The sequence below is a fragment of the Pseudomonas sp. B6(2017) genome, assembly GCF_002112765.1.
GTDB classification, from domain to species: Bacteria; Pseudomonadota; Gammaproteobacteria; order Pseudomonadales; family Pseudomonadaceae; genus Aquipseudomonas; species Aquipseudomonas piscis.
In genome coordinates this window covers 32,284-57,731 of the sequence record NZ_NEIQ01000015.1, presented here as the reverse complement: position 1 = coordinate 57,731, position 25,448 = coordinate 32,284, and the positions used below count along the sequence as shown (strand labels likewise).

23 protein-coding genes are annotated in these 25,448 nt (G+C 64.8%); 11 read left to right on the top strand and 12 right to left on the bottom strand.

All coding sequences use genetic code 11. The annotated features are described in order from the left end of the window. Positions 1-41: 41 nt before the first annotated feature. Positions 42-188 carry a hypothetical protein gene (locus CAG11_RS33670; protein ID WP_022644243.1) on the bottom strand — a complete coding sequence of 49 codons (147 nt, stop codon included), beginning with the start codon at positions 186-188 and terminating at the stop codon, positions 42-44. Here CAG11_RS33670 and CAG11_RS24030 point away from each other — a divergent pair. The 5 genes from CAG11_RS24030 to nudC all read left to right on the top strand — a co-directional run bounded on the left by CAG11_RS24030 (position 187) and on the right by nudC (position 4,842). Then, a complete protein-coding gene (locus tag CAG11_RS24030; protein WP_022644244.1) occupies positions 187-888 on the top strand; it encodes a response regulator transcription factor in 702 nt (233 codons plus the stop codon). The genes CAG11_RS33670 and CAG11_RS24030 overlap by 2 nt on opposite strands. Positions 889-892: 4 nt before the next feature. Beyond that, on the top strand, positions 893-2,191 hold the full coding sequence (locus CAG11_RS24025; RefSeq protein WP_085598247.1) for an ATP-binding protein: 1,299 nt from the start codon (positions 893-895) through the stop codon (positions 2,189-2,191). Positions 2,192-2,284: 93 nt separating this feature from the next. Further along, complete coding sequence (locus CAG11_RS24020; RefSeq protein ID WP_085598246.1) at positions 2,285-3,061, top strand: class I SAM-dependent methyltransferase; 777 nt, start codon at positions 2,285-2,287, stop codon at positions 3,059-3,061. A 131-nt stretch (positions 3,062-3,192) separates the two neighbouring features. Further along, positions 3,193-4,005: a crotonase/enoyl-CoA hydratase family protein gene (locus CAG11_RS24015; RefSeq protein WP_053129166.1), complete on the top strand. Its 813-nt coding sequence runs from the start codon at positions 3,193-3,195 to the stop codon at positions 4,003-4,005. Positions 4,006-4,011: 6 nt separating this feature from the next. Further along, entirely contained in the window at positions 4,012-4,842 is an 831-nt protein-coding gene (nudC, locus tag CAG11_RS24010; protein WP_022644247.1) for an NAD(+) diphosphatase, read from the top strand. On the opposite strand, the gene CAG11_RS24005 is transcribed toward nudC, so the two are convergent. After that, positions 4,810-5,589: a TSUP family transporter gene (locus tag CAG11_RS24005; protein WP_022644248.1), complete on the bottom strand. Its 780-nt coding sequence runs from the start codon at positions 5,587-5,589 to the stop codon at positions 4,810-4,812. The two genes, nudC and CAG11_RS24005, sit on opposite strands and share 33 nt — an antisense overlap. 124 nt (positions 5,590-5,713) lie before the next feature. Continuing rightward, entirely contained in the window at positions 5,714-6,949 is a 1,236-nt protein-coding gene (locus CAG11_RS24000) for an acyl-CoA dehydrogenase family protein (RefSeq protein WP_085598245.1), read from the bottom strand. A 333-nt stretch (positions 6,950-7,282) separates the two neighbouring features. Here CAG11_RS24000 and sfnG point away from each other — a divergent pair, with 333 nt between their 5' ends. After that, positions 7,283-8,368 (top strand): dimethylsulfone monooxygenase SfnG, encoded by a 1,086-nt coding sequence (gene sfnG / locus CAG11_RS23995; protein ID WP_085598244.1) that lies wholly within the window; start codon positions 7,283-7,285, stop codon positions 8,366-8,368. A 153-nt stretch (positions 8,369-8,521) separates the two neighbouring features. On the opposite strand, the gene CAG11_RS23990 is transcribed toward sfnG, so the two are convergent. Continuing rightward, a complete protein-coding gene (locus tag CAG11_RS23990) occupies positions 8,522-9,001 on the bottom strand; it encodes a nuclear transport factor 2 family protein (protein WP_085598243.1) in 480 nt (159 codons plus the stop codon). Between the two features lie 58 nt (positions 9,002-9,059). Further along, the gene (locus tag CAG11_RS23985; RefSeq protein WP_085598242.1) at positions 9,060-9,623 is read right to left on the bottom strand and encodes a TetR/AcrR family transcriptional regulator; all 564 of its coding nucleotides are present in this window, start codon (positions 9,621-9,623) and stop codon (positions 9,060-9,062) included. Positions 9,624-9,802: 179 nt separating this feature from the next. Between CAG11_RS23985 and pssA the strand changes: the two genes are divergently transcribed. Beyond that, a complete protein-coding gene (gene pssA, locus CAG11_RS23980) occupies positions 9,803-11,146 on the top strand; it encodes a CDP-diacylglycerol--serine O-phosphatidyltransferase (protein ID WP_085598241.1) in 1,344 nt (447 codons plus the stop codon). A gap of 167 nt (positions 11,147-11,313) precedes the next feature. On the opposite strand, the gene CAG11_RS23975 is transcribed toward pssA, so the two are convergent. The 7 genes from CAG11_RS23975 to CAG11_RS23945 all read right to left on the bottom strand — a co-directional run bounded on the left by CAG11_RS23975 (position 11,314) and on the right by CAG11_RS23945 (position 19,006). Continuing rightward, positions 11,314-12,498, bottom strand: a complete 1,185-nt coding sequence (locus tag CAG11_RS23975) for an MFS transporter (RefSeq protein WP_085598240.1) — start codon at positions 12,496-12,498, stop codon at positions 11,314-11,316. Between the two features lie 138 nt (positions 12,499-12,636). After that, a complete protein-coding gene (efeO, locus tag CAG11_RS23970) occupies positions 12,637-13,461 on the bottom strand; it encodes an iron uptake system protein EfeO (protein WP_085598239.1) in 825 nt (274 codons plus the stop codon). A gap of 36 nt (positions 13,462-13,497) precedes the next feature. Beyond that, positions 13,498-14,811 carry an iron uptake transporter deferrochelatase/peroxidase subunit gene (gene efeB, locus CAG11_RS23965; protein ID WP_085598238.1) on the bottom strand — a complete coding sequence of 438 codons (1,314 nt, stop codon included), beginning with the start codon at positions 14,809-14,811 and terminating at the stop codon, positions 13,498-13,500. Positions 14,812-14,829: 18 nt separating this feature from the next. Continuing rightward, complete coding sequence (efeO, locus tag CAG11_RS23960; RefSeq protein WP_085598237.1) at positions 14,830-16,029, bottom strand: iron uptake system protein EfeO; 1,200 nt, start codon at positions 16,027-16,029, stop codon at positions 14,830-14,832. 8 nt (positions 16,030-16,037) lie between these two features. Then, a complete protein-coding gene (gene efeU / locus CAG11_RS23955; protein ID WP_085598236.1) occupies positions 16,038-16,886 on the bottom strand; it encodes an iron uptake transporter permease EfeU in 849 nt (282 codons plus the stop codon). A gap of 393 nt (positions 16,887-17,279) precedes the next feature. Further along, entirely contained in the window at positions 17,280-18,572 is a 1,293-nt protein-coding gene (locus CAG11_RS23950) for a glycosyltransferase (protein WP_085598235.1), read from the bottom strand. Positions 18,573-18,646: 74 nt separating this feature from the next. Beyond that, complete coding sequence (locus CAG11_RS23945) at positions 18,647-19,006, bottom strand: response regulator (RefSeq protein ID WP_085598234.1); 360 nt, start codon at positions 19,004-19,006, stop codon at positions 18,647-18,649. A 253-nt stretch (positions 19,007-19,259) separates the two neighbouring features. On the opposite strand from CAG11_RS23945, the gene CAG11_RS23940 reads away from it, so the two are divergent. From CAG11_RS23940 to CAG11_RS23925, 4 genes are read left to right on the top strand one after another with little or no spacing between them, the layout of a single operon-like run. Further along, positions 19,260-22,748 (top strand): response regulator, encoded by a 3,489-nt coding sequence (locus CAG11_RS23940; protein WP_085598233.1) that lies wholly within the window; start codon positions 19,260-19,262, stop codon positions 22,746-22,748. Further along, on the top strand, positions 22,748-23,563 hold the full coding sequence (locus tag CAG11_RS23935) for a protein-glutamate O-methyltransferase CheR (protein ID WP_085598232.1): 816 nt from the start codon (positions 22,748-22,750) through the stop codon (positions 23,561-23,563). The genes CAG11_RS23940 and CAG11_RS23935 overlap by 1 nt, the downstream gene beginning before the upstream one ends. Then, a complete protein-coding gene (locus tag CAG11_RS23930; protein ID WP_085598231.1) occupies positions 23,560-24,165 on the top strand; it encodes a chemotaxis protein CheB in 606 nt (201 codons plus the stop codon). Before CAG11_RS23935 ends, CAG11_RS23930 begins: the two co-directional genes overlap by 4 nt. Further along, on the top strand, positions 24,159-25,367 hold the full coding sequence (locus CAG11_RS23925) for a hybrid sensor histidine kinase/response regulator (RefSeq protein ID WP_085598230.1): 1,209 nt from the start codon (positions 24,159-24,161) through the stop codon (positions 25,365-25,367). The genes CAG11_RS23930 and CAG11_RS23925 overlap by 7 nt, the downstream gene beginning before the upstream one ends. Positions 25,368-25,448: the final 81 nt, after the last annotated feature.

Genomic DNA, 25,448 nt, shown 5'->3' with positions numbered 1-25,448 from the left:
ACCCGGCATGCTAAGGGCATGGCGGTTAAGGCGCTGTGAAGCTATGTAGCCGCTGTGTGAAAAAATGTGAAGCGCACGAGCCTGTCGAGGCCGCGTTGTATATGCTTGGCAACCTTGCTGCTAGTTCCCGGCGCATCTATGGATAACGCCGGTTCTTCGTATTTCTTCAATAAAGATTTCTCTTCCATGGCCAATATCCTCCTTGTCGAAGACGACCCCGCGCTCTCCGAACTGATTGCCAGCTACCTGGAGCGCAACGGCTACCAGGTCAGCGTCATCAGCCGTGGCGACCAGGTGCGCGAGCGGGCCCGGAGCAACCCGCCGGACCTGGTGATCCTCGACCTGATGCTGCCGGGCCTGGATGGCTTGCAAGTGTGCCGGCTGCTGCGGGCCGACTCGGCCAGCCTGCCGATCCTGATGCTGACCGCCCGCGACGACAGCCACGACCAGGTGCTGGGCCTGGAAATGGGCGCCGACGACTATGTGACCAAGCCCTGCGAGCCGCGAGTGCTGCTGGCCCGGGTCCGGACCCTGTTGCGCCGCAGCAGCCTGGGCGAGCCGCAGACCGCCAGCGACCGGATCCTCATGGGCAACCTGTGCATCGATCTATCGGAACGCACCGTGACTTGGCGCGACCAGCTGGTGGAACTGTCCAGCGGCGAATACAACCTGCTGGTGGTGCTGGCCCGGCATGCCGGCGAAGTGCTGAGCCGCGACCAGATCCTCCAGCGCTTGCGCGGTATCGAGTTCAACGGCACCGACCGTTCGGTGGACGTGGCCATCTCCAAGCTGCGACGCAAGTTCGACGACCACGCCGGCGAGGCGCGCAAGATCAAGACCGTCTGGGGCAAGGGCTACCTGTTCAGCCGTTCCGAGTGGGAATGCTGAACCCATGCTGCGCATCCTGGTCCGGCTGTACCTGATCACCATCGTGGCCTTCAGCGCCGCGATGTACCTGGTCCCTGACCTGGTGATCAAGGTGTTTCACCAGCGCTTCATCGATTACAACCTGACCAAGTCCCGGGGTTTGCAAGAACTGATCGCCAGGCAGTTCCGCGCCCAGCCCCCGGCGCAATGGCCGGCGCTCGCCCGGGAGATGGACGAGGACTTCCGCCCATTGCAGGTGGCCCTGGTACGTATCGACGACCCCGATTTCAGTGCCGACGAACGGGCCCGCCTGCTGGCTGGCAAGAAGGTGGTGCGGGTTGGCGACTGGGGCTCGCGGACCCTGGCGGTGTCGCCGTTGCACGACCAGTTGGCGGTCAAGCTGGTGATGCCGCCGGACCCGCTGGACGTCAACCTGCTGTACTGGAGCATCAACGTCCTGATCGGTGCGGTGCTGCTGGCCTGCCTGCTGTTGTGGGTCCGGCCCCACTGGCGTGACCTGGAGCGCCTCAAGCGCACCGCAGAGCGCTTCGGCAAGGGCCACCTGGACGAGCGTACGCAGTTGCCGGCCAGCTCCAACATCGGCAGCCTGGCCCATGTGTTCGACACCATGGCCGGCGATATCGAGCAACTGCTGAACCAGCAGCGCGACCTGCTCAATGCGGTATCCCATGAATTGCGCACGCCCCTGACCCGGCTCGACTTCGGCCTGGCCCTGGCGTTGTCCGACGACTTGCCGGCAGCCAGCCGTGAGCGCCTGCAAGGGTTGGTGGCGCACATCCGCGAGCTGGATGAGCTGGTGCTGGAGCTGCTGTCCTACAGCCGCCTGCAGAACCCGGCCTGCTTGCCGGAGCAGATCGAGGTGGCCCTGGATGAGTTCATCGACAGCATCCTGGGCAGCGTCGACGACGAGCTGGAATCGGACCTGGTCATCGACGTGCTGCTGCATGGCACCCTGGAGCGCTTCATCCTGGACCCGCGCCTGACTGCGCGGGCCCTGCAGAACCTGTTGCGCAACGCCACCCGTTATTGCGAGAAACGCATTCAGGTCGGGGTGCTGGTCAGCGACCAGGGGTGCGAGATCTGGGTCGACGATGACGGTATCGGCATCCCTGACGACGAGCGCGAGCGGGTGTTCGAACCTTTCTATCGCCTGGATCGCAGCCGCGATCGCTCCACTGGTGGTTTCGGCCTGGGCCTGGCCATCAGTCGCCGGGCCCTGGAGGCCCAGGGTGGCACCTTGACGGTGGAAGCCTCGCCACTGGGCGGCGCGCGGTTTCGCCTGAGCCTGCCCACACCCCGTTGAGGGGCACGGGCATAGCTGACATTTGTTTCATCCCGGTCGTGGCCGGTGAGGGTTTATCCTCAAGCGCCAGCATCCGTGACCAGGAGGTGTTCCGTGAACGATCAGCCCATTCACCATGCAGCGGCCGACGGCTACCAGCAGGCTGCCGACACTTATGTCCGGGGACGTCCCGGTTATCCGCCGGAACTGGACCCCTGGCTGCGCCAGGCGCTGGGCCTGCGCGCGGGCAGGGTAGTGGTGGACCTGGGCGCCGGCACCGGCAAGTTCACTGCGCGCCTGGCGGCCACCGACGCCCAGGTGATCGCGGTGGAGCCCGTGGCGCAGATGCGTGCCCGGCTGGCCCAGGCCCAGCCCGAGGTCCAGGTCCTGGAGGGCAGTGCCGAGGCGCTGCCGCTGCGCGATGCCTCGGTGGATGTGGTGGTCTGCGCCCAGGCCTTCCACTGGTTCGCCAGCCCTGGGGCCCTGGACGAGATCCATCGGGTACTCAAGCCGGGCGGCCAGCTGGCGCTGGTGTGGAACCAGCGCGATGCACGGGTACCCTGGGTGGCGCGCCTGGACCGCATCGTCAACGCCCTGCAGGGCGATACGCCGCGCTACTACACCGGAGCCTGGCGCCAGGTCTTTCCCCACCCCGGCTTCGGCCCGTTGCAGGAAGAGCATTTTCGCCATGGACACCATGGCCCGGTGGAGGACGTGCTGTTCAATCGCGTGCGTTCCACCAGCTTCATCGCCGCCTTGCCCCAGGCCGGGCGCGACGAGGTGGACCGGCAGATCGCCGCGCTGATCGCCAGCGAACCCCAATTGCGGGACAAGGCCGAAGTCACGGTGCCCTACGAGACCGCGGCGTTTCGCACGGCGAAAGTGGGCTGAGCGGTTGCGCCATCACTGGCGGGGCAGGGCCTGTGCCAGTCCCGCTTTTGGCCAATGCGCTGCCTTACGGGGCGCGCTTGCCACTTGCTATAGTTCGGCCCTCATCTGCTCACCAGAAAAGGATCGCTGCCATGTCCGAATACCAAGCCTTTCGCGTCGAACTCGCTGACAACATCGCCCATGTGCAGATCAACCGCCCGGAAAAGATCAACGCCATGAACGCCGCGTTCTGGCGTGAGATCGTCGATATCTTCCAGTGGATCGACGAGACCGACGCGGTGCGAGTGGTGGTGCTCAGCGGTGCCGGCAAGCACTTTTCCTCTGGCATCGACCTGATGATGCTGGCCGGATTCGCCAACGAACTGGGCAAGGACGTGGGCCGCAATGCCCGCCTGCTGCGGCGCAAGATCCTCGAGCTGCAGTCCTCGTTCACTGCCGTGGACAACTGCCGCAAGCCGGTGCTGGCGGCTATCCAGGGCTACTGCCTGGGCGGCGCCATCGACCTGATCAGCGCCTGCGACATGCGCTATGCCGCGGCCGACGTGCAGTTCTCGATCAAGGAGATCGATATCGGCATGGCCGCCGATGTCGGCACACTGCAACGTTTGCCACGTATCATCGGCGACGGCATGCTGCGTGAGCTGGCCTACACCGGACGGACCTTCGGCGCCGAGGAGGCGCGCCAGATCGGCCTGGTCAATCGCACCTATGCCGACGCCTCCAGCCTGCTGGACGGGGTCATGGAAATCGCCCGGGAGATCGCCGCCAAGTCGCCGATCGCCGTGACCGGCACCAAGGAAATGCTCAGCTACATGCGCGACCACCGCATCGACGATGGCCTGGAGTACGTGGCCACCTGGAACGCCGCCATGCTCCAGTCCAATGACCTGCGCGTGGCCATCGCCGCCCACATGAGCAAACAGAAACCCGAATTCCTGGACTGACTGAAGATGATTGCACGCTGGACCACCGCAGTACTGGATACCGACCTTCCCGGCGGCTGGGCCGTGGCCCGTGGCCCGGAAGGTTTTCTCTACGACGACAACGGCGTGCTGTTCCCCCGGCACTGGCTCAAGAACCAGGACCTGCCGGTGCTGGCCGAGCATGGCATCGGCCACCTCGATGGCGAGCCGGTATACCTGCTCGAGCTCGCTTCCCGTGCCCAGGTCCAGGGCTGCGGCTGGAAAGGCCTGCGGGCCTTCATGCTGGAGGGCGACCACACCCTGTACAAGGTGCTGGGGTACGCCGCGCAGATCGGTACCTGGGCTCGGGAACATCGCTTCTGCGGCAGTTGCGGCCAGCCCATGGCACAGGTGCGGGGGGAGCGTGCGATGTACTGCCAGAGCTGCGACCTGCGGGCCTATCCGCGGATCTCGCCGAGCATGATCGTGCTGATCACCCGGGGCGACGAGATCCTGCTGGCCCGTTCGCCACGCTTCGTGCCCGGGGTCTACAGCACCCTGGCAGGTTTTGCCGAACCTGGTGAGTCGGCGGAGGATTGCCTGGTGCGCGAGGTGCGCGAGGAGGTGAGCATCGAGGTGCGCAACATCCAGTACGTGGGCAGCCAGTGCTGGCCGTTCCCGCACTCGATGATGCTGGGTTTCCATGCCGAGTACGCCAGTGGCGAGATCCTGCCCCAGGAAGACGAGATCGAGGATGCCCAGTGGTTCAACGTGCATGCGCTGCCGCCGTTGCCGGCGTCGCGCTCGATTGCCCGCTACCTGATCGACCTCTATGTGGCGCGTCGCTTAGGCCACGCTGAACCAGTGCTGCCAGGCTAGGCGCACGGTCAAGCCCAGGACCACGGTGATGAACACCGGGCGAATGAACTTGGCACCACCGCTGATGGCGGTGCGTGCCCCGAAGAACGCCCCGACCATCACCGACAGGCCCATGCTCAGGCCGATGATCCAATCCACCTGCCCGGAAAAGATGAACACCGCCAGCGCCGCGATATTGCTGACGAAGTTCATGCTGCGTGCCACGCCACTGGCCTTGACCAGGTCGATGGGGTAGAGCAGCAGGCTGCTGACGGTCCAGAACGCCCCGGTGCCCGGACCGGCCACGCCGTCGTAGAAGCCCAGGCTGAAGCCCTGGGTCGATTGCCATTTCTTCTTGATCGGTGCCTCGCTGTCCAGCGGGGCCTTGGGCGTGCCGCCGAACAGCAGGTACAGGCCGCAGGCGAAGACGATCACCGGCAGCATCTTGTTCAGCCACTCGGCGGGCAGGTAGTGAGCGACTATGGCCCCGGTCAGGGCGCCGACCAGGGTGCCGACGATGGCATGCATCCATTGCCGGGGGTGGAACAGCTTGCGCCGATAGAAGGTGAAGCTGGCAGTGGCCGAGCCGAAGGTCGAACTGAGCTTGTTGGTACCCAGCACCAGGTGCGGTGGCAAGCCTGCGGTGAGCAGGGCCGGGGTGGTGAGCAGGCCGCCACCGCCGGCGATGGCATCGATGAAACCGGCGATGAAGGCCACGAAGGCGAGGATGGCGAGGGTGGTCAAGTCAACGCTGAGATCGAAAGGCATGGATTCGGCTTATTCGGCGGGAGCGCAAGGGGCTGCGCGAAAGGCCGATATCTTACCTGCATCGCGCGCCGCCGCGCGACTGCGACCAAGGTCCTGCTGCCGCCGTTGATGCGTACGCAGCGCCTCAGCTTTTCGGGCCGTTGCCGACCTTCCAGGCGAACGGCGGCTCGTTGCCATTGATCTGCCAATCGCCGACGATCCGCGCCTTGTAGATCGCCGGATTGTGCGATGACACGGTTCGCGCATTACGCCAATGGCGGTCCAGGGCCTTGCCCCGGCGCACGTCCGAAGCCCCGAGGGCATTGAACAGCTCACTGGTGGCACGCTGGATCAGTTCGGTGACGGCGACCTGGGCCGTGGCCGACTCCAGTTCCGCCGCCAGGTTGGCTGCCTGTTCCTGCTCCGGGTCGCCGGCGAACCGCGCCAGGTACGCACGCTGTGCCGGCAGGGCGGCCCGCAGGGTGGCGGCTTCGGCGACATACACCAGGGCGGCGATCTCGCCCACCACCTGCTGCACCTGGGCATCGGCGCTGGCTTGTGGCGCGTTGCCATGGCTGTAGACGCGCTGGCGCTGCCGCACCTCATGGGCCACATCGCGCAGCGCCGCGCGGCCGATGCCGGCCAGGGTCGCCAGCAGGACCAGTTGGTAGAAGGCGGTCTGGTACTTGAAGCGAGTGGCGAAGTCGATGACGTTGCCGGCTTCCACTCTGGCCTGGGTGAAACGCGCCGTGCCGCTGCCGGTGGTGCGCTGGCCGAAACCGTCCCAGTCGTCGCTTTGCTCGACGCCCGGCTGCCGGGTGCGAACGGCGGCGATCACGTTGTCACCGGTGTCGCTGCGCTGGGCGTAGACATCGATCCAGTCGGAGAAGATGCTCCCGGTGCTGTAGAACTTCTCGCCGTCGAGCCGCCAGTGCTCGCCGTCCGGACTGACCTTGGTCAGCACTTGGCCGATCTCCACCGCGCCGATCTCGGTCCAGGCGCAGCCGACGATGTCGCCCTCGACGAACCGCTTGAACCACAGGTCGCGCCCCGGGCCCGGGGTGGCGTTGAGCCGGTCCTCGGCAAAGGCGAAGTGCCCGCGCAGGGCCTGGGGTACGTTGGCGTCGGCCTCGGCCAGCTCGATCAGCAACTGGAACAGCTGGGGCACCGAGGCGCCAGCGCCGCCGTAGGCCACTGGCACCCGCACCGCGCCGAACCCCGCCTCCTTGAGCCAGCGGATGGGTTCGTAGGGCAGCTCGCGCTGCTGCTCACGCTGTACCGCACCCTCGGCGATACGCTGGAAGATCGGCCGGAAGCGCTCGGCCAGGGGCTCGTAGTCGACCCCTGTGGACAATGGATTGATCACCTGGTGTTCGGTCATGGCAAGGCTCCGCAATCGGCAGGAAAAGACAAAAGGTCCTGCTGGTGATTGCACACAGCGTGCCGACTGTCATGGCTGCGGTTTTGCTGGCCGGGCCCGTGCCCGACCCGGCGGTAACTGTTGCCCTGGCAACAGCCCAGCAACAAATCGCTGTCCGCGGTACTTCCCACGCGCTGTGCCGATCCGTGAAAGCCACCCATGGAGCGCAGGCTCGTGTAGTCGCTGCCGCAGGCTGCGCACGGGCGCGCAGTGGCCGCCATGTGAGGCTGTGGCGGGGTTGGCACATATGCTGCTCGGGGCCTGGGTACCTTTCCCAGTCCCGAGGACCGAACCATGAGTCGGCAATCCGTGAAATTCGCCTATTGGGTGCCCAATGTCAGCGGTGGCCTGGTGGTCAGCAAGATCGAGCAGCGTACCCACTGGGGCATCGACTACAACCGCAAGCTGGCGCAGATCGCCGAGGCCGCCGGTTTCGAATACGCCCTGACGCAGATCCGCTTCACCGCCGGCTACGGTGCCGAGTACCAGCATGAGTCGGTGGCTTTCAGCCATGCGTTGCTGGCCGCCACCAGCAAGCTCAAGGTGATCGCGGCGATCCTGCCCGGGCCCTGGCAACCGGCGTTGGCGGCCAAGCAATTGGCGACCATCGACCAGCTGACCGAAGGTCGCATCGCGGTGAACATCGTCAGTGGCTGGTTCAAGGGCGAGTTCCAGGCCATCGGCGAGCATTGGCTGGAGCATGACGAGCGCTATCGCCGTTCCGAGGAATTCATCCGCTGCCTGCGTGGGGTGTGGAGCGAGGATCACTTCACCTTCAGGGGCGATTTCTACCGTTTCGACAACTACAGCCTCAAGCCCAAGCCCCTGGGCCAGCCCGAGATCTTCCAGGGCGGCAGTTCCCGGGCGGCCCGGGACATGGCCGCCAGGGTCTCGGATTGGTACTTCACCAACGGCAACAGCGTGGAGGGGATCAAGGCCCAGGTGGAGGACATCCGTGCCAAGGCCGCGGCCAACCAGCATCAGGTGAAGATCGGGGTGAATGCCTTCGTGATCGCCCGGGATACCGAGCAAGAGGCGCGGGCGGTGTTGCAGCAGATCATCGACCAGGCCGACCCGGAGGCGGTCCGGGCCTTCGGCGATGCGGCCAGGCAGGCCGGCAAGGCTTCGCCGGAGGGCGAGGGCAACTGGGCCAAGTCGAACTTCGAGGACCTGGTGCAGTACAACGATGGTTTCAAGACCAACTTGATCGGTACGCCGGAGCAGATTGCCCGGCGTATCCTCGAACTCAAGGCCGTGGGGGTGGACCTGGTGCTGGCGGGTTTCCTGCACTTCCAGGAGGAAGTGGAGTACTTCGGCCGCCGCGTGTTGCCCCTGGTGCGCGAACTGGAGGCCCAGGCCGGGCAGGACGCCGCGGCCTGAGGCGTTGAAGGCCCTGCGTGCTGGGCGTAGCCGTTGCCGCAGGCTGCGCATGGCCCGCAGGGCCACAAGGGGCTCTGGAGCATTGCAGGCCTGACGGCCTTGTCGCTCGCAGCCGCGCAAGCTCGGCAGCGGCTTGTAGCTCGACTATCGCGATTACAGGCCCAGCTCCGAGAGGCCTGGGTGATCGTCCGGGCGCCGTCCCAGGGGCCAGTGGAACTTGCGGTCGCTGGCCTTGATCGGCATGTCGTTGATGCAAGCGAAACGCCGGGCCATAAGCCCCTGTTCGTCGAACTCCCAGTTCTCGTTGCCATAGGAGCGGAACCAGTTGCCCGAGTCGTCGTGCCATTCATAGGCGTAGCGCACGGCAATGCGGTTGTCGGTGAAGGCCCAGAGTTCCTTGATCAGCCGGTAGTCCAGTTCCTTGGCCCACTTGCGGCTGAGAAAGGCCTTGGCCTCCTCGCGGTTATGGGCGAATTCGGCGCGGTTGCGCCATTGGGTATCCAGGGTATAGGCCAGGGATACCCGTTCCGGATCCCGGGAGTTCCAGCCATCTTCGGCCAGGCGGATCTTCTCGATCGCCGACTCGCGGGTGAAGGGGGGAAGCGGTGGACGCACTTGCGGGTTAGACGACATGACCTGTCTCCAGTGAAAGTTGCTGTTGCAACTAAGAAGTCGCTCAGGTTGCGGGTAATCAAAGGTCCAATAACTTACGCGCCATGCATTGCGCATTATCGGCGGCACTGTGATCGCCCATGACCAGGGCAACGGTGATGGCGCCATCGATCAGCACCAGCAGCTGCGCCGCCAGTTGTGCCGGATGTGCTGCGCCATGTTCCTGGCAGAGCTCGAGCAGGTAGTCGAGCAGTTTCTGTTTATGGCGGCGGGCTACCTGGCGTACCGGGTCTTGCGAGTCACCGGTTTCACCGCTGGTGTTGATGAAGGCGCAGCCACGAAAGCCTTCGCTGGCGAACCAGCCCTTGAGCACGCTGAACAGTGCCAGCAGGCGCTGGGCCGAGCCCTGGGCCTTGTCCACCTCGCCGCGGTACCAGCGCATCCAGCGCTCGTCGCGCCGTTCGAGAGCGGCCACCACCAACTGCTCCTTGTTGTCGAAGTAGCGATAGATGCTCTTGCGCGAAACGCCGGCGGTCTTGACCAGAAGATCCATGCCAGTGGCGGCGATGCCACTTTTATAGATCAACTTCTCGGTGACATCGAGAATGATGTCGCGTGTTTCGGAGTGAGTGATTTCGTTCATGCGGCAGATAGTAGAACGATCGTTCTCCTTGGTCAATATGTTATTCCGAACTGGCCTCCGAGCGACGCCAAGTCCCTTCGGGACAGACAGTTTGAGTGTCATATGAGACAGACAGGGGACTGCGCCCGGTCCATGGTGTAAGCTCTTGCGCTCTTTCGGATTCGAGCCACCGCGAGCCCATGCCGTTGCTTTTCAAACGTACCCTGCTACCCAAGCTGCGCAGCTTCCCCCTGGCCGCCGAGGCCTTCGCCACCCTGCGGGGTGCTGCGCAATTTCGTCAGACCCTGCTGGAGCAGATTGCCCAGGCGACCCGGCGCATCTATATCGTCGCCTTGTACCTGCAGCAGGATGAAGCCGGCCAGGAAATCCTCGAAGCCCTGCACGCCGCCAAGGCTGCCCGTCCGGAACTGGACGTGGTGGTCGTGGTGGACTGGATGCGTGCCCAGCGCGGCCTGATCGGTGCCGGCAAGCAGCCGGGCAACTCGGCCTGGTACCAGGAGATGACCCGCAGCCATGCCAGCGTGGTCCCGATCTACGGCGTGCCGGTGCAGACCCGCGAGCTGTTCGGGGTGTTGCACCTCAAGGGCTTCGTGATCGACGACAGCGTGCTCTACAGCGGCGCCAGCCTGAACAACGTGTACCTGCACAAGCTCGACAAGTACCGCTTCGACCGTTATCACCTGTTGCATAACCGCGAACTGGCCGACTCCATGCACCACCTGGTGCAGCACGGTCTGGTGGAGTCACGGGCGGTGCATCGCCTGGACCTGCCCAAGCCACCGACCACCCGCAGCCTGCGCAACGATATCGGCGACCTGCGCAGCCGTCTCAAGCATGCGACCTACGACACCGCCGCCGGCAGCCTGGACAAGAGCGGCCTGACGGTCAGCCCGCTGCTCGGGGTGGGCAAGGGCAACCGGTTGAATCGGGTGATCTGCGAACTGATGGCCGGGGCCCAGCGCCAGCTGACCATCTGCACCCCGTACTTCAACCTGCCGTTGCCGGTGGTGCGCGAACTCAATCGCGCCCTGGAGCGTGGGGTGAAGATCGATATCGTGGTCGGCGACAAGACCGCCAACGACTTCTTCATTGCGCCCAGCGAGCCGTTCAAGGTCATTGCCGCGCTGCCTTATCTGTATGAAATCAGCCTGCGGCGTTTCGCCAAGCGCTATCAGAAGTTCATCGACAATGGGCAGTTGAACCTGCACCTGTGGCGCGACGGCGACAACACCTATCACCTCAAGGGGCTGTGGATCGACGAGCGCTATACCTTGCTCACCGGCAACAACCTCAATCCGCGGGCGTTCCGCCTGGACCTGGAAAACGCCCTGCTGCTGGACGATCCCAAGGGCGAGTTGCTGGAGCCGCGGCGTGCCGAGCTGGAAGATATCTACCGCCATACCCGGCGCATCGAGCACTTCCAGCACCTGGACAGCCTGGCGGACTACCCGGAGGCGGTGAGCAAGTTCCTGCGTCGGGTCAGTCGCGTGCGTATCGAGCGCCTGCTGTACCGCATCCTCTGATCTGTCGCCGCCAGGCCCTGCCGGCGGCGAGTATCACCGTGTCCCATGCGTGGCATGCGGGCTACACGAAGCTCCGACCCCTGGCCGCTGTCGAGCCTGCGAGGTTGCACAAAGGGCCACAGGCCCTTTGTGCAAGTCGATATCGGCGTGGGGCAGCGGCCAGTGGATCAGCTGGTCTTCGGCGGGTAGGGCCACAGCGCCACCAACGCCAGCAGCAGCGCCGCCAGCAGGTAGGGCAGGCGTGGCTCCATGGCGTAGATCAAGGTGCCGGCCATTGGCCCGACCACTGCGCCCAGGCCCTGGGCGGCGCCGATGCTACCGGCCGTGGCGCCTTGTTCCGAAGCCTGCACCGAGTTGGCTGCCAGGGCCGAGAACGAGGGAAACACCCCACCCATGCCGGCCGCCGAGACGAAGAACGTCAACCACAGCCCCCAGGCACTGTCCACCAGCATGGCCCCGGCAAAACCCACCGCGGAAAGCAGGGCGCCGAAGCGAATCATCCGCAGTGGCGGCCATTCCAGCTTGCGCACCACCAGTTGGGCACAGATCAGGGCCAGGCCGACCATGGTCAGGGCGATCCCGGCGGTCTGCGCCGCATCGGCGGAATTCATCTGCAGGCGATCCATGGCATAGAAGCTCACGGTGATCTGCGCCAGCGTCACGCAGAGCATGGCGACGAAGGCCACCACCATTGGTCGGGCCAGCCGCGGATCGTTCAGGCGCACCCGGCCTGGCGCCTGGGCCAGGTGCAGTTCCTGGCGTGGTAGTTGTCGATGCATCACCACCAGCGCCAGCAGCGGCAGGATGGCCATGACGTAGAAGGGCAGGCTCAAGCTGTGCCGGGCCAGCAGCGCGGCGACGGCCGGTCCTACCACCAGGGCTACGGCGTTGGCCGCGCCCAGGGAGGCCATGGCCCGGGCCCGGTGCTGGGGTTCGAAGTGGTCGGCCACCAGGGCGAACCCGCCCACTGGCACTGCCGCATAGAAGGCGCCGATCAAGCCACGACCCAATACCAGGCCGGCGAAGGCCACGGCGACACTGGGCAAGGTCCGCAGGGATACATCGATGAACAGGCACAGGGCCCAGTAGGCCAGGGTGAAGCCGGCGATCCCGAGCAGCAACACCCGGCGGCGGCCATAGCGATCGCTGGCCTGGCCCCAGGGACGGGCCAGCAGGACCCAGATCACCCCGGCCACGGTCACCGCCACTCCGGCATGCCAGGTTTGCAGGTGCAGCACCCGGGAAATCGGCCCGATCAGCGAGACGAAGGCCATCATCGACATGGTGCAGGCCATGTAGGCCGCCATCAGCGGCAAGAGCGAGAGGGGCCTGGAGGCGGCGGGAGTGGGCATAGCGGGTCTTCCATGAGGAACATCGGGGCGTGCACGTTATCGGGATAACGCACGGCTGCCCAGGCCTAATTTGCAGCGCAAGAGAGCGGAGCGATGGAGCAGGAACCGGCACGCCGGTTCCCGCCAGGGGCCGAGGAATCAGTTCAGGCCCAGCTTGCCGCGCAGGGTGGAGAGGTCCTCGGCCAGGGTATTGACCGGGCCCACCAGGGCCTTGCGGTCGTTCTCCTTGACCTTGTCGTAGGTCATGAAGCCGCCGTCCGCGGTCTTGTACTTGGCCAGGATCTTGTTCACGGTGGCGAAGTTCTTGTCCACCTTGGCGACGAAGCCCTGGTCCTGTTTCTCGATCTGCGGACGGAACAGGTCGACGATCTTCTTGGCCCCGTCGATGTTGCCCTGGAAGTCATAGAGGTCGGTGTGGCTGTAGCGGTCTTCCTCGCCGGAGACCTTAGTCGCGGCCACTTCCTCGAGCAGGGCAGCGGCCCCGCCGACCACTTTTTCCGGTGGGAAGGTCAGGCCGGCGACGCGGGCTTGCAGGTCCTTGACGTCCTTGTTCAGGCGGTCGGCCAGGTCGCCCAGGCCCTGGGTGCTGTTCTCGGAGAACAGCGAGTACTCCAGGCGGTGGAAACCGGTGAAGTCCTCGGCCTTGACTCCCTGTTCGTGGTCGTCGACGCGTGAGTCGATGGAGGCGTCCAGGTCGCTGAACAGCTCGGCGATCGGCTCGATCGACTCGTAGTAGACCCGGGTCGGTGCGTAGAGCTGCCGGGCCTTGGCCAGGTCGCCTTGCTTCACCGCATCGGTGAACTGCTGGGTATGGCTGGCCAGTTCATCCAGTTGTTCGGTGACGTAGATCTTGTAGTCGGAGATCGGCCCCACCAGCTCCAGCGGCGCGGGGGCGGCCAGTGCCGACAGCGGAGCGTGGAGCAAGCCAAGGGTCAGCAACACAGCGAGAGGCGACTTTTTCATGGGACGTTTCCGTGGGGGTTATTGTGTTGGGGCAGATCAGGTATTGGCCTTGGCAGCCGTGGCGGCGAGCAGCGAACGACCGATGAAGTCCTGGTCGCCGGTGACTCCCGGCAGGGTGAAGAAATAACCACCGCCGGTGGGCTTGAGGTACTCCTCCAGGGGCTCGCCGTTGAGCCGGTTCTGCACGGTGATGAAGCCTTTTTCCAGGTCCGCCTGGTAGCAGATGAACAACAAGCCCATGTCCAGCTGGCCGTTCTTGTTCACGCCGTTGGAGTAGTTGAACGGTCGGCGCAGGATCAGGTTCTGCTGGGTCTTGGCGGTGCGCGGGTTGGCCAGGCGGATGTGGGCATCCAGCTTGGTCACCTTGCCGTGGGGGTCCTTCGCGTAGTCCGGGACCTGGCTTTCGTGCTGGCCGTCCATGGGCGCGCCGCTGGCCTTGATCCGGCCGAGGATGCTTTCCTGCTCTTGCAGCGGGGTGCGGTCCCAGCGTTCGACGAAATTGCGGATGATGCGCACCGCCTGGTAGCTGCCATGGGCGGCCCAGGCCGGTTCGTCGCTGCCGGGCTGGACCCAGACGATCTGCTGCATGGCCTTCTGGTCGTTGGAGTCGGGGTTGGCCGAGCCATCGCGAAAGCCCAGGAAATTGCGCGCGCTCTGGGCCGGCTCGCCCGGTTTGGCCGGGGCCTGGGGCGGTACGCTGCCTTCCTGTTTCCAGCGTACCAGCAGCAGGTCCGGCAGGTTCTTCACGATGTCGCGCAGGGCATGGATGTTGGTGTCGGCGGTGTTGGAGCAGAACTGCAAACTCAGGTCGCCATGGCAGCAGGCCGGCTCCAGGGCGTCGTTGGGAAAGCCCACCATGCGCACCAGGCGCTTGGGCTTGGCGTCGGCCAGGCCGAAGCGTTCGTCGAACAGTGACTCGCCCACCGAGACGGTGATGGTCAGGTTGTCCGGGGTCACCACCGGGCCGAGGATGCCCGAGTCCAGCGGCGGCAGTTTCGGATCGACCTGGGGCACCGGGCCGCCCTGCATGAGGAAGGCGATGCGCTCGTTGAGGGTGCGGAACAGGCGCTCCAGGTCCTCGCGGTCGCTGGCCAGAACATCGAAGGCCACCATCATTCCGGCAGCAGGGCGCGCGGTGACGATGCCGCTCTGGTGCTGGCCGTGGAAGGCGTTGTGCTCCTGGGTCTGGTCGCTGCTGGGTGCCACGGTCACCTGGGCCGGCGCCTGTTCGGCCCTGGCCGGGCCGGCCAGGCTGCTACCGGCCAGGGCCACGCCGGCGGCGCCCATGCCCAGCAGCACGCGCCGGCGCTGGGCGCTGAAGGAAGGGTTGGACTGGTCTGAATCGTTCATTGCGCAGGACTCGTGTGGTTACAGGCCCGAAAGGCCCAGTGCGGGATCGATGCCATCGAGGGCGTCGGCCAGGGCCTTGGCCTTGTCGGCGAGCTCTTGGCGTTGGCCGGCGTCGACCTTGTCGTAGCCCTGGTAGCCGAAGCCGTCGCGCAGGTTGTCCAGGCGCGCCCCCAGGGCGTTGCCGGCCTCATCCACCCGGGCCAGCAACGGCGCGGCGGACTTGGCCAACAAGGGCCGCAGCAGGTCGACGACCTTGCGCGTGGTCTCCAGGTTGGCGGCAAAACCGCTGAGGTCGCTGTGGCTGTAGCGTTCCTCCTCGCCGCTGGTGGCGCGCAGCTCGGCCAGGTTGCGCATGTTGCGGGCGACGCTGCCCACCAGTTGTTCCGGCGGCAGGGTCTGGGCCAGCAGTTGCTGCTTGAGGCTGGCGACATCCTGGGACAGGCGTCGAGCCACCGGGGCCAGGCCCTTGAGGTCGTGGCGCTGGAACAGCCCGTACTCCAGGCGGTGGAAACCAGTGAAGCCCGGGTCTTGCTCGCGTTGCTCGAAGTAATCGGCGCGGGCATTGATGGCGTTGTCCAGCTCGGCCAGGCGCTGGGCGGCCGCAGCCAGGCGCTGGTAGGCGGCGCGGGCCGGCACGTAGAGGGCCTGGGCCTGGGCCAGGTCATCGGCCTCGATGGCTTGCTGCAAGGCCGTGACCGCCTTGACCAGGGCGCTGCCCTGGGTGCTCAGGTAGACGCGAAACTCCGACAGCGGGCCGACGAAGGCCACCAGCGACGGCCGGGCCTTGGCCTGGGCGTCGGACTCGGCGGTAGGGGTCACGTGCAGAGTGCCCCGGGGATTGCTCAGCAGGCCGCAGGTGATGGCGTAGTCGCCGGGCTGCAGGTTGGCGTTGATCACCTGGCTCAGGCCCGGGGCGATGTTTTCCCGCTCCTCGACCACCAGCACGCCATCGAGGATTTCCCACTCCACGGCGCGCTCCGAGCGGTTGACGATGCGGAAGCTGGCGCGGCCGGCGGGCACGGTAAGCGCGTTGGGCTCGCAGCTGTGCGGGTGGATGGTCACGGTGATCTCGCCCTGGTGGGCCTGGCGCTTGCTGACCGCCAGTTGCGAGGCGTAGTAGAACAGCCCGCCGGCGGCGACCATCACGATCACCGAACCGGCAACCGCCCAACGCAGAGCGCGAGGCGGCGAGGCCTGGGGAGAGGCTTGCTGGGTCATGGGGAACCTTACTGACTGGAAACGGAAGACGACGGGCCGGGCGCCTTGGCAGGCGTGGCGCCGGGCAGGAAGAACAGTACCAGGGTCACCGCCAGGTACAGCATGTAGGCGCCTAGGGTGCTGATGGTGGGGGCCTCCTGGTAGCCGAACATGCCGGCCAGGACCGAGCCCAGGGGGCTGTCCATGGGCAGGCTGGCGCTGAAGTCGAAGAGCACGGTCTGCAGGTGGTTCCACAGCCCGGCCTCATGCAGCGCCTGCACCGAGTTGGCGAGGATGCCGGCGGCCACCACCAGGATGAACAGCCCGGTCCAGCGGAAGAAGGCGCCGAGGTTCAGGCGCATGCTGCCGGTATAGATCAGGTAGCCGACGATGATCGCCGCTACCAGCCCCAGCAGGGCGCCGATGGGCGCGCCGGGGCCTTCGCTCTGCTGGAATACCGCCAACAGGAAGAACACGGTTTCCAGGCCTTCGCGGGCGACGGCGAAGAACACCATGGCGATCAGCGCAATGAGCTGGTTCCGGGAGCCGGCCAGGGCCTGGTCCAGGGAGGCTTGCAGGGAATGCTTGATGGAGCGTGCGACCTTGCGCATCCAGAACACCATCGAGCTGAGGATGCCCACGGCCACCAGGCCGACGATGCCCTCGAACAATTCCTGTTGCTTCTGCGGGAACTCGGCGCTCACCAGCTCCAGCCCGCCGCCGACCAGCAGGGCCAGGGCCGCGGCGAGGAACACGCCAATCCACACGGCGGGCATCCATTGGCCGCGTCCGGTCTGTTGCAGGTAGCTGGCGATGATGCCAACGATGAGCGCGGCTTCGATCCCTTCGCGCAGCATGATCAGAAATGGAACGAGCATTCAGCCCCCGCGGGGAAACAAGGTAGGGAGCTAAGTTGTAACATAATGATACTCATTACTAAATGAAGATTGTTGACAACTGCTGAATGGAAGCTGAACGAGATCGCTTCTCAGAATGGACGCCTTTGTCGGTTTGGCTCGGCCGATGGCGTCTTGCCGACGACCGTCGTCCCGGACCGCGAACCGCAGTGCCTGATAGGCGCGCGGCTGGCCGGGCCATGGCTGAGGGTCGCAGGCCCGGTAGCGAAGGGAGTGCCGGGTGGCACGGGCAAGGACTCAGGCCCCAGTGCTGCAAGGGGCCTGGTTGAAGAGGGGGGATAGGCCAACCGAATACGGCTCGAACGCCGATTGAGAGGGACTTTCCACCGGCGCTGCGTTATCGGCGGCCAAGGATCAGGGGCGGTTCTTGGCCTCGATCCATTGGGCCATGTACTGGGTGCTCTTGTGATGGTGGTGGCGCAACATGGCGCCGGTGAAGTTGTCCCGACGCTCTTGTACCAGATGCTCGCGGCATTCTTGCAGGCGCTGGATCAAGGCCGGGCCATGGACTTGCCGCCGGTAACGCGCCTCTAGCAGTCGCATGCCATCGGCCTGGGCCTGTTGCCACAAGGCCTGGTCCTGGTACAGGCGCACTGCCGCCGTCGCCAGGGCGCTGGCGGATTCGGCGACCATGCCGGGCCAGGGCAGGCCAGGTTCGTTCATGGATTCGCTACCCATCGGCGTGGTCACGCTGGGGGTGCCGCAGAGCATGGCATCGAGCAGCTTGCCCTTGATTCCGGCGCCAAAGCGCAACGGCGCCAGGCAGATGCGCGCGGCGCTCATTACCTGCAAGGCATCTTCGGCCCAGTTCATGATGTAAAAGCCCTGGGCCGGGTTATGCAGGGCCACCGCCTTGGGTGGGGTATAGGCGCCGTACAGCTGCAGTTGCGCGTTGGGTAGCTGCTGGCGGATCAATGGCCAGACGCGGCTTTTCATCCAGAGCACGGCGTCCCAGTTCGGCGCATGGCGGAAGTTGCCGATGCTGAGGAAGTGCGCACGTTGCTCGAAGGGCACGCAGGCCTCGGGCCATGGGTCGAGCATCAGTGGGCACCAGTGCAGCAATGCCGGCGGCAGGCGGAACTGCTCCTGCAGCAACTGGATCTCCACCTGTGAAACCATCAGGCTGAGGTCGCAACGGTAGATGGCGGCGATCTCGCGCTTGGCCAGGTCGGTCTCGGCCATGTGCCGGAACTCGTCCGCCTGGGCCCGGGCGAACAGCGGGCTGAAGTCGTCGTCCCCGGCGCCGCTGTTCAGGTGGTCCTTGAGGCGCTGGTGGCGGGCATGGCGCAGGCATTGCAGGTCCGAGCTCTCCAGGACCCGAACGGCTGCGGGGCAATGCTGCTCCACGCGCCAGCCGAATTGCTCCTCCATCATGAACTGGTCGAACAGCACGATGTCCGGCGCCAGCTCGGCGACGAAGCGGTCGAAGCTGGCGTTGTTCAGCTCGATCGGGCATTCGCGGATGCCCAGGGCCTCGAGGTCTTCCTTGTGTTCGCCGGGCTTGGCCGGGCTGCTGAAGGTCAGGTCCCAGCCCTGGTCGAGAAAGCACTGCAGGATCTGCATCATGTGCCCGCCGGCGGCCGAGGAGCGCGGCTCGGGCCAGACATAACCAATGATCAGGACCTTGGTCGCGGCGGTGAGGGGCATGGAGTAGGGTTCCTGGCGGGCGAGAGCAAAAAAAGGCCGCCATTAAACCACAGCCCCCGGGGGGCAGACCCGCTTCAGCCGAGGATGCTGCGCACCTTGTCGCGCAGTTGGTCGATGGAGAACGGCTTGCCGATCACCGCCATGCCGCCGGGTACGTCGATGGACTCGGCATAACCGCTGGCGAACAGCACCGGTAACCGGGGACGCAGCAACAGTGCGCGCTCGGCCAGCTCCCGGCCGTTCATGCCCGGCAGGCCGACATCGGTCATCAGCAGGTCGATGGCTTGCTCCTGGTCCTGCAAGCGTTCCAGCGCCGCCTCACTGCCATCGGCCTCGAGCACCGAAAATTCCAGTTCTTCGAGGACGTCGACGATCAGCATGCGCACGATGGCATCGTCTTCGACGACTAGGATGGTAGGGGCACTAGCGGGCATAGGGGCACTCTCAAGGGTTGGATTCGGTGGAACCGCAGCAGGCGGCCCTGTGCATCAGTAAATGGCGCGAGGTCACAAGTTCCCGAAACTGTACAAAAAAAATCGCTTGTACAAGTGCTGGCAAGAATAACCGCTTCTATTGTGCTACGGCAGGGCAAATCCCAGATTACCGGCATGCAGGTTATAAAAAATAGCTGCAATGGCCGAATGTGGGGCAAACTTCCTTCTTTTCACCAGTGCCAAGGTCCATTCAATGATTCGTCCGTCCTCGGTTGATGAACAGAGTTTTCGCAAGCTGCTGACCCGCAACATCAGCCTGCCGCTCGGCGTGGGGGTACTCAGTGCGGTGTTTTTCGTGTCCTTGATCACCTACCTGCTGTCGGTGATCCAGTGGGTGCAGCACACCGACCGGGTGATCAACAACTTCAACGAGGCCACGCGCCTGACCATCGACCTGGAAACCGGCATGCGCGGTTTCCTGATCACCGGCAACGAACATTTCCTCGATCCCTACGAAGTGGCCAAGCCGCGCATCATCAGCGAGCTGCGCGGCTTGCAGGAACTGGTGGCGGATAACCCGCAGCAGGTGGACCGGATCCGACGCATCGAGGCCCTGCAACTGGAATGGAACAACTATGCCCAGGGCATGATCGAGCTGCGCCGCAAGAACGGCGACTACCGCGAGGCGGTGCAGGCCGGGCGCGGCAAGCGCCTGACCGACGAGGTCCGCAAGGAATACGACGATGCGGTGGCCATGGAGCAGCAACTGCGCCAGCAGCGTAATGAAAACGTCAGCCGTACCACGATTTTCAGCGTTGCCCTGTACCTGCTGTTCGTGGTGGGTATCAGCGGCTTGCTGGCCTATGTCGGGCGCCGTGACCTGTTGTCCCTGTCGCGCAGCTACAGCGACAACCTCGAAGCCGAACTGCGCAGTGCCCGCAGCCTGGAGCGCCAGGCCTGGTTGCGCAATGGCCAGACCGAGCTGGCCGAACAGATGCTGGGGCAGCTGAGCCTGAACCTGTTGGGGCGCAACATCCTGCAGTTCTGCGCCCAGTACCTGGGGATGGCGGTGGCGGCCTTGTATGTGCGCGAGGAGCATGGCGGTCTCAAGCGCGTGGCGACCTATGGCTTTTCCCGCGAGCAGGAAGATCAGGGCCAGGCGTTGTACAGCGACGAAGGCCTGGTGGGCCAGGCGGCCCAACACAAGCGGGTGATTCGCCTGGACGAGGTGCCGGTCGATTACTTCAAGGTCAGCTCGGGCCTGGGCGAGGGTCTGCCCCGCAGCGTGCTGGTGGTGCCGTCCCATGATGACGGGCGGGTCAACGGGGTGGTCGAGCTGGGCTTCCTGCGGGAGCTGGACGAGCGCGATATCGAGTTCCTGGAACTGATCGCCGGCAACATTGGTACCTCCATCGAGGCGGCGCGCTACCGCCAGCGCTTGCAGGAAGTGCTGGCCGAGACCCAGCAGCTCAACGAAGAGCTGCAGGTCCAGCAGGAAGAGCTCAAGACCGCCAACGAGGAGCTGGAAGAACAGTCGCGGATTCTCAAGGAGTCCCAGGCGCATCTGGAAACCCAGCAAGTGGAGCTGGAGCAGACCAACGAACAGTTGGCGGAGCAGGCCCAGGTGCTGTCCGAGCAGCGCGACGCCATGGACCGCAAGAACAGCGAGCTCAACGATGCGCAGATCGAGCTGCAGGAGCGCGCCGAAGAACTGCAGCGCTCGAGCAAGTACAAGTCCGAGTTCCTTGCCAACATGTCCCACGAGCTGCGCACGCCGCTCAACAGTTCGCTGATCCTGGCCAAGCTCCTGGCCGAGAACGCCCAGGAAAACCTCAGTGAGGAGCAGGTCAAGTTCGCCGAGTCGATCTATTCCGCGGGCAACGACCTGCTGAACCTGATCAACGACATCCTGGACATCTCCAAGGTCGAGGCCGGCAAGCTCGAGGTCCGCCCCGAGAACGCCAGCGTATCGCGCCTGGTGGAGGGCTTGGGCAACCTGTTCCAGCCACTGACGGCGGAAAAAGGCCTGGAGTTTCGCGTCGAGTTGCAACCCGGGGCGCCGCAGACGCTGTTCACCGATCGCCAGCGGGTCGAGCAGGTGCTCAAGAACCTGCTGTCCAACGCCGTCAAGTTCACCGAGCAGGGCCAGGTCAGCCTGACGGTGTCCGCCCACCCCGGTGCCGGGATCGCCTTCGCCGTGCAGGACTCCGGGATCGGCATCGCCCAAGACCAGCAGCAAAGCATCTTCGAAGCCTTCCGCCAGGCCGATGGCACCACCAACCGGCGTTATGGCGGCACCGGCCTGGGCCTGTCCATTTCCCGCGACCTGGCCAACCTGCTGGGGGGCTCCATCAGCGTCAGCAGCGAGCCGGGGCGCGGCAGCATCTTCACCCTGGTCTTGCCGGAGCACTACGATGCCGAGTCGCCGGTGCTCCCGGCGGAACCTGCTGCCATTGCGCCGGTGGCCGTGGCACAGCCGCCGCAAGCGGTGCCGGAGGTGGTGGAGCTTGCCCCGATCCCGCGTTTCGCCGACGACCGGGACAAGGCGCCGTTCAGCGGCCGCAGCATCCTGGTGGTGGAGGATGAAGCCAACTTCGCCCATATCCTCTTCGACCTGGCCCACGAGCTGGGCTACCAGTGCCTGGTGGCCCACGGCGCCGACGAAGGCTACGGCCTGGCCACGCAGTTCAACCCCGATGCGATCCTTCTGGACATGCGCCTGCCCGATCACTCCGGCCTGACCGTGCTGCAGCGGCTCAAGGAGCATCCGCAGACCCGGCACATCCCGGTGCACGTGATCTCGGTCGAAGACCGGGTGGAAGCGGCGATGCACATGGGCGCCGTGGGCTATGCGGTCAAGCCCACGACCCGCGAGGAGCTCAAGGACGTGTTCGCCCGCCTGGAGGCCAAGCTGACCCAGAAGGTCAAGCGCGTGCTGCTGGTGGAGGACGACGACCTGCAGCGCGACAGCATCGCCCGGCTGATCGGCGACGACGATATCGAGATCACCGCCGTGGGCCTGGCCCAGGACGCCCTGGAGCTGCTGCGCGAGAACATCTACGACTGCATGGTCATCGACCTCAAGCTGCCGGACATGCTGGGCAACGACCTGCTCAAGCGCATGTCCACCGAGGACATCTGTTCCTTCCCGCCGGTGATCGTCTACACCGGCCGCAACCTGACCCGCGACGAAGAGGCCGAGCTGCGCAAGTATTCGCGCTCGATCATCATCAAGGGCGCGCGTTCACCGGAGCGCCTGCTGGACGAAGTGACGCTTTTTCTGCACAAAGTCGAATCCCAGTTGTCCCATGAACGGCAGAAGATGCTCAAGACCGCCCGCAGCCGCGACAAGGTGTTCGAGGGGCGCAAGATCCTCCTGGTGGACGATGACGTGCGCAACATCTTCGCCCTGACCAGCGCCCTGGAACACAAGGGCGCGGTGGTGGTGATCGGCCGTAACGGCCTGGAAGCCATCGCCAGGCTCAACGAGGTCGAGGATATCGATTTGGTACTTATGGATGTGATGATGCCGGAGATGGACGGTTTCGAGGCCACCGCGCAGATCCGCAAGGACCCGCGCTGGCGCAAGCTGCCGATCATCGCCGTCACCGCCAAGGCCATGAAGGACGATCAGGAGCGTTGCCTCCAGGCCGGCGCCAACGACTACCTGGCCAAGCCCATCGATCTCGACCGGTTGTTTTCACTTATCCGCGTGTGGCTACCCAAGATGGAAAGAATTTAGTGGAGCGCAATACCGAGATCGAACTGCGTCTGTTGATCGAAGCTATCTACCTCAAATACAGCTACGACTTTCGCGATTACTCCGGCGCCTCGATCAAGCGCCGGGTGCAACATGCCTTGCGCCAGTTCGACTGCAAGACCATTTCCGCCTTGCAGGAACGGGTCCTGCACGACCCGACCGCGTTCATGCAGTTGCTGCAGTTCCTGACCATCCCGGTCAGCGAGATGTTTCGCGACCCCTCGCATTTCCTGGCCATCCGCCAGGAAGTGGTGCCGCTGCTCAGGACCTATCCGTCGCTGAAGATCTGGATCGCCGGGTGCAGCACCGGTGAGGAGGTCTACTCCATGGCCATCCTGCTGCGCGAGGAGGGGCTGCTGGAGCGCACCATCATCTATGCCACGGATATCAACCCCAGCTCCCTGGAAAAGGCCAAGCAGGGCATCTTCTCCCTGGAGAACGTGCGGGCCTATACCCACAACTACCAGCGTGCCGGCGGCAAGCGTTCATTCGCCGACTACTACACTGCGGCCTACGACTACGCGATCTTCGACAAGAGCCTGCGCGAGAACGTGACCTTCGCCGACCACAGCCTGGCCACCGACAGCGTATTTTCCGAGACGCAGTTGATTTCTTGTCGTAACGTATTGATTTATTTCAATAAAAAGCTTCAGGATCGGGCCTTCGGGCTGTTTCACGAGTCCCTTTGCCACCGTGGTTTCCTGGTGCTGGGCAGCAAGGAGACCCTGGACTTCTCCGCCTATGCCAAGCATTTCGAGCCCTTGGTCAAACAAGAACGGATCTACCGCAAGTCATGAACCAGGACATCCGCAGTACCAATCCCCGGCCACAGATCGAGGCCGTGGTGGTGGGAGCTTCCGCTGGTGGCGTCGAAGCCTTGCTCAGCCTGTTCGGCGGCTTGGGTCGTGGGTTTCGCCTGCCGGTGATCGTAGTCCTGCACTTGCCCGATGAGCGCCGCAGCCAATTGGCCGAAGTGTTCGACCGGCGCCTGTCGTTGCGAGTCAAGGAAGCCGACGACAAGGAACAGATAGTTCCGGGCACGCTGTATTTCGCGGCTCCCGGCTACCACCTGTCGGTGGAGCAGGACCGCAGCCTGTCCCTGAGCCAGGAGGAGCGGATCCACCATTCGCGTCCATCCATCGACTACCTGTTCGAGTCCGCCGCCGATGCCTATGGCGAGCACCTGGCCGCCGTGCTGCTGACCGGGGCCAACCAGGACGGCGCCGCCGGGCTGGCCGAGGTCAAGCGCCAGGGCGGCCTGACCATCGTCCAGGACCCCGACGAGGCCCATGTCTCGACCATGCCCGATGCTGCACTGGCCCTGCACCAGCCGGACCATATTCTCCCTTTGCGCGGTATCAGCTTGCTGCTGGCCGAGCTGGAACCAATCGCATGTTAAGTAATATCCAAGCCAAGTTGCTGATCGTCGACGATCTGCCGGAAAACCTGCTGGCCCTGGAGGCGCTGATCAAGCGCGAGGACCGCCAGGTGTACAAGGCACTGTCGGCCGACGAAGCCTTGTCGCTGTTGCTCCAGCATGAGTTCGCCATGGCCATCCTCGATGTGCAGATGCCGGGCATGAACGGCTTCGAGCTGGCGGAACTGATGCGCGGCACCGAGAAGACCAAGAACATCCCCATCATCTTCGTCAGTGCCGCCGGGCGCGAGCTCAACTATGCCTTCAAGGGTTACGAGAGCGGGGCGGTGGACTTCCTGCACAAGCCCCTGGATATCCATGCGGTCAAGAGCAAGGTCAACGTGTTCGTCGACCTGTACCGCCAGAGCAAGGCCATGAAGCAGCAGGTCGAGGCCCTGGAGCAGAGCCGGCGCGAGCAGGAGGCCCTGCTCAGGCAACTGCAGTCCACCCAGAACGAATTGGAACAGGCCGTGCGCATGCGCGATGACTTCATGTCGATCGTCGCCCACGAAGTGCGTACTCCGCTCAATGGCCTGATCCTCGAGACCCAGCTGCGCAAGATGCACCTGGCCCGGGACAATGCCGCGGCCTTCAGCCTGGACAAGATGCACGCCATGGTCGATCGCGACGAACGGCAGATCAAGAGCCTGATCCGCCTGATCGAGGACATGCTGGACATCTCGCGAATTCGTACCGGCAAGTTGTCGATCCGCCCGTCACGTTTCGACCTGGCGCAGTTGGTGCGGGGCCTGGTGGAGAACTTCGCCCCCCAGGTGGAGGCGGCGCAGTCCACCCTGAGCCTGGATGCCGAGGAGCCGGTGGAAGGCAACTGGGACGAGTTTCGTATCGAGCAGGTGGTTTCCAACTTGCTGACCAACGCCCTGCGCTATGGCGCCAAGAGCCCCATCCAGGTGCGGGTCTACTGCCATGCGGGAGAGGCCCGGGTCGAGGTCAGGGACCATGGGATCGGGATCAGCGAGGACAACCAGCGGCGTATCTTCCAGCAGTTCGAGCGCGTCAGCGCCAGCCATGTGGCCGCGGGCCTGGGCCTGGGCCTGTTCATTTCCGAGCAGATCGTCACCGCCCACGGCGGCACGATCAGCGTCGAAAGCCGGATTGGCGAGGGCGCCCTGTTCCGGGTCGCGCTGCCCCTGGCGGAGGCGGCATTGCCCGCTGGTGCGTAAAAGCGTCACGCCCACGCAACCTCTGCGTGAGCCAATGGTCGTACAGTGGCTGCTGACGTTTGCCTGCGGGCAGGTCGGCAA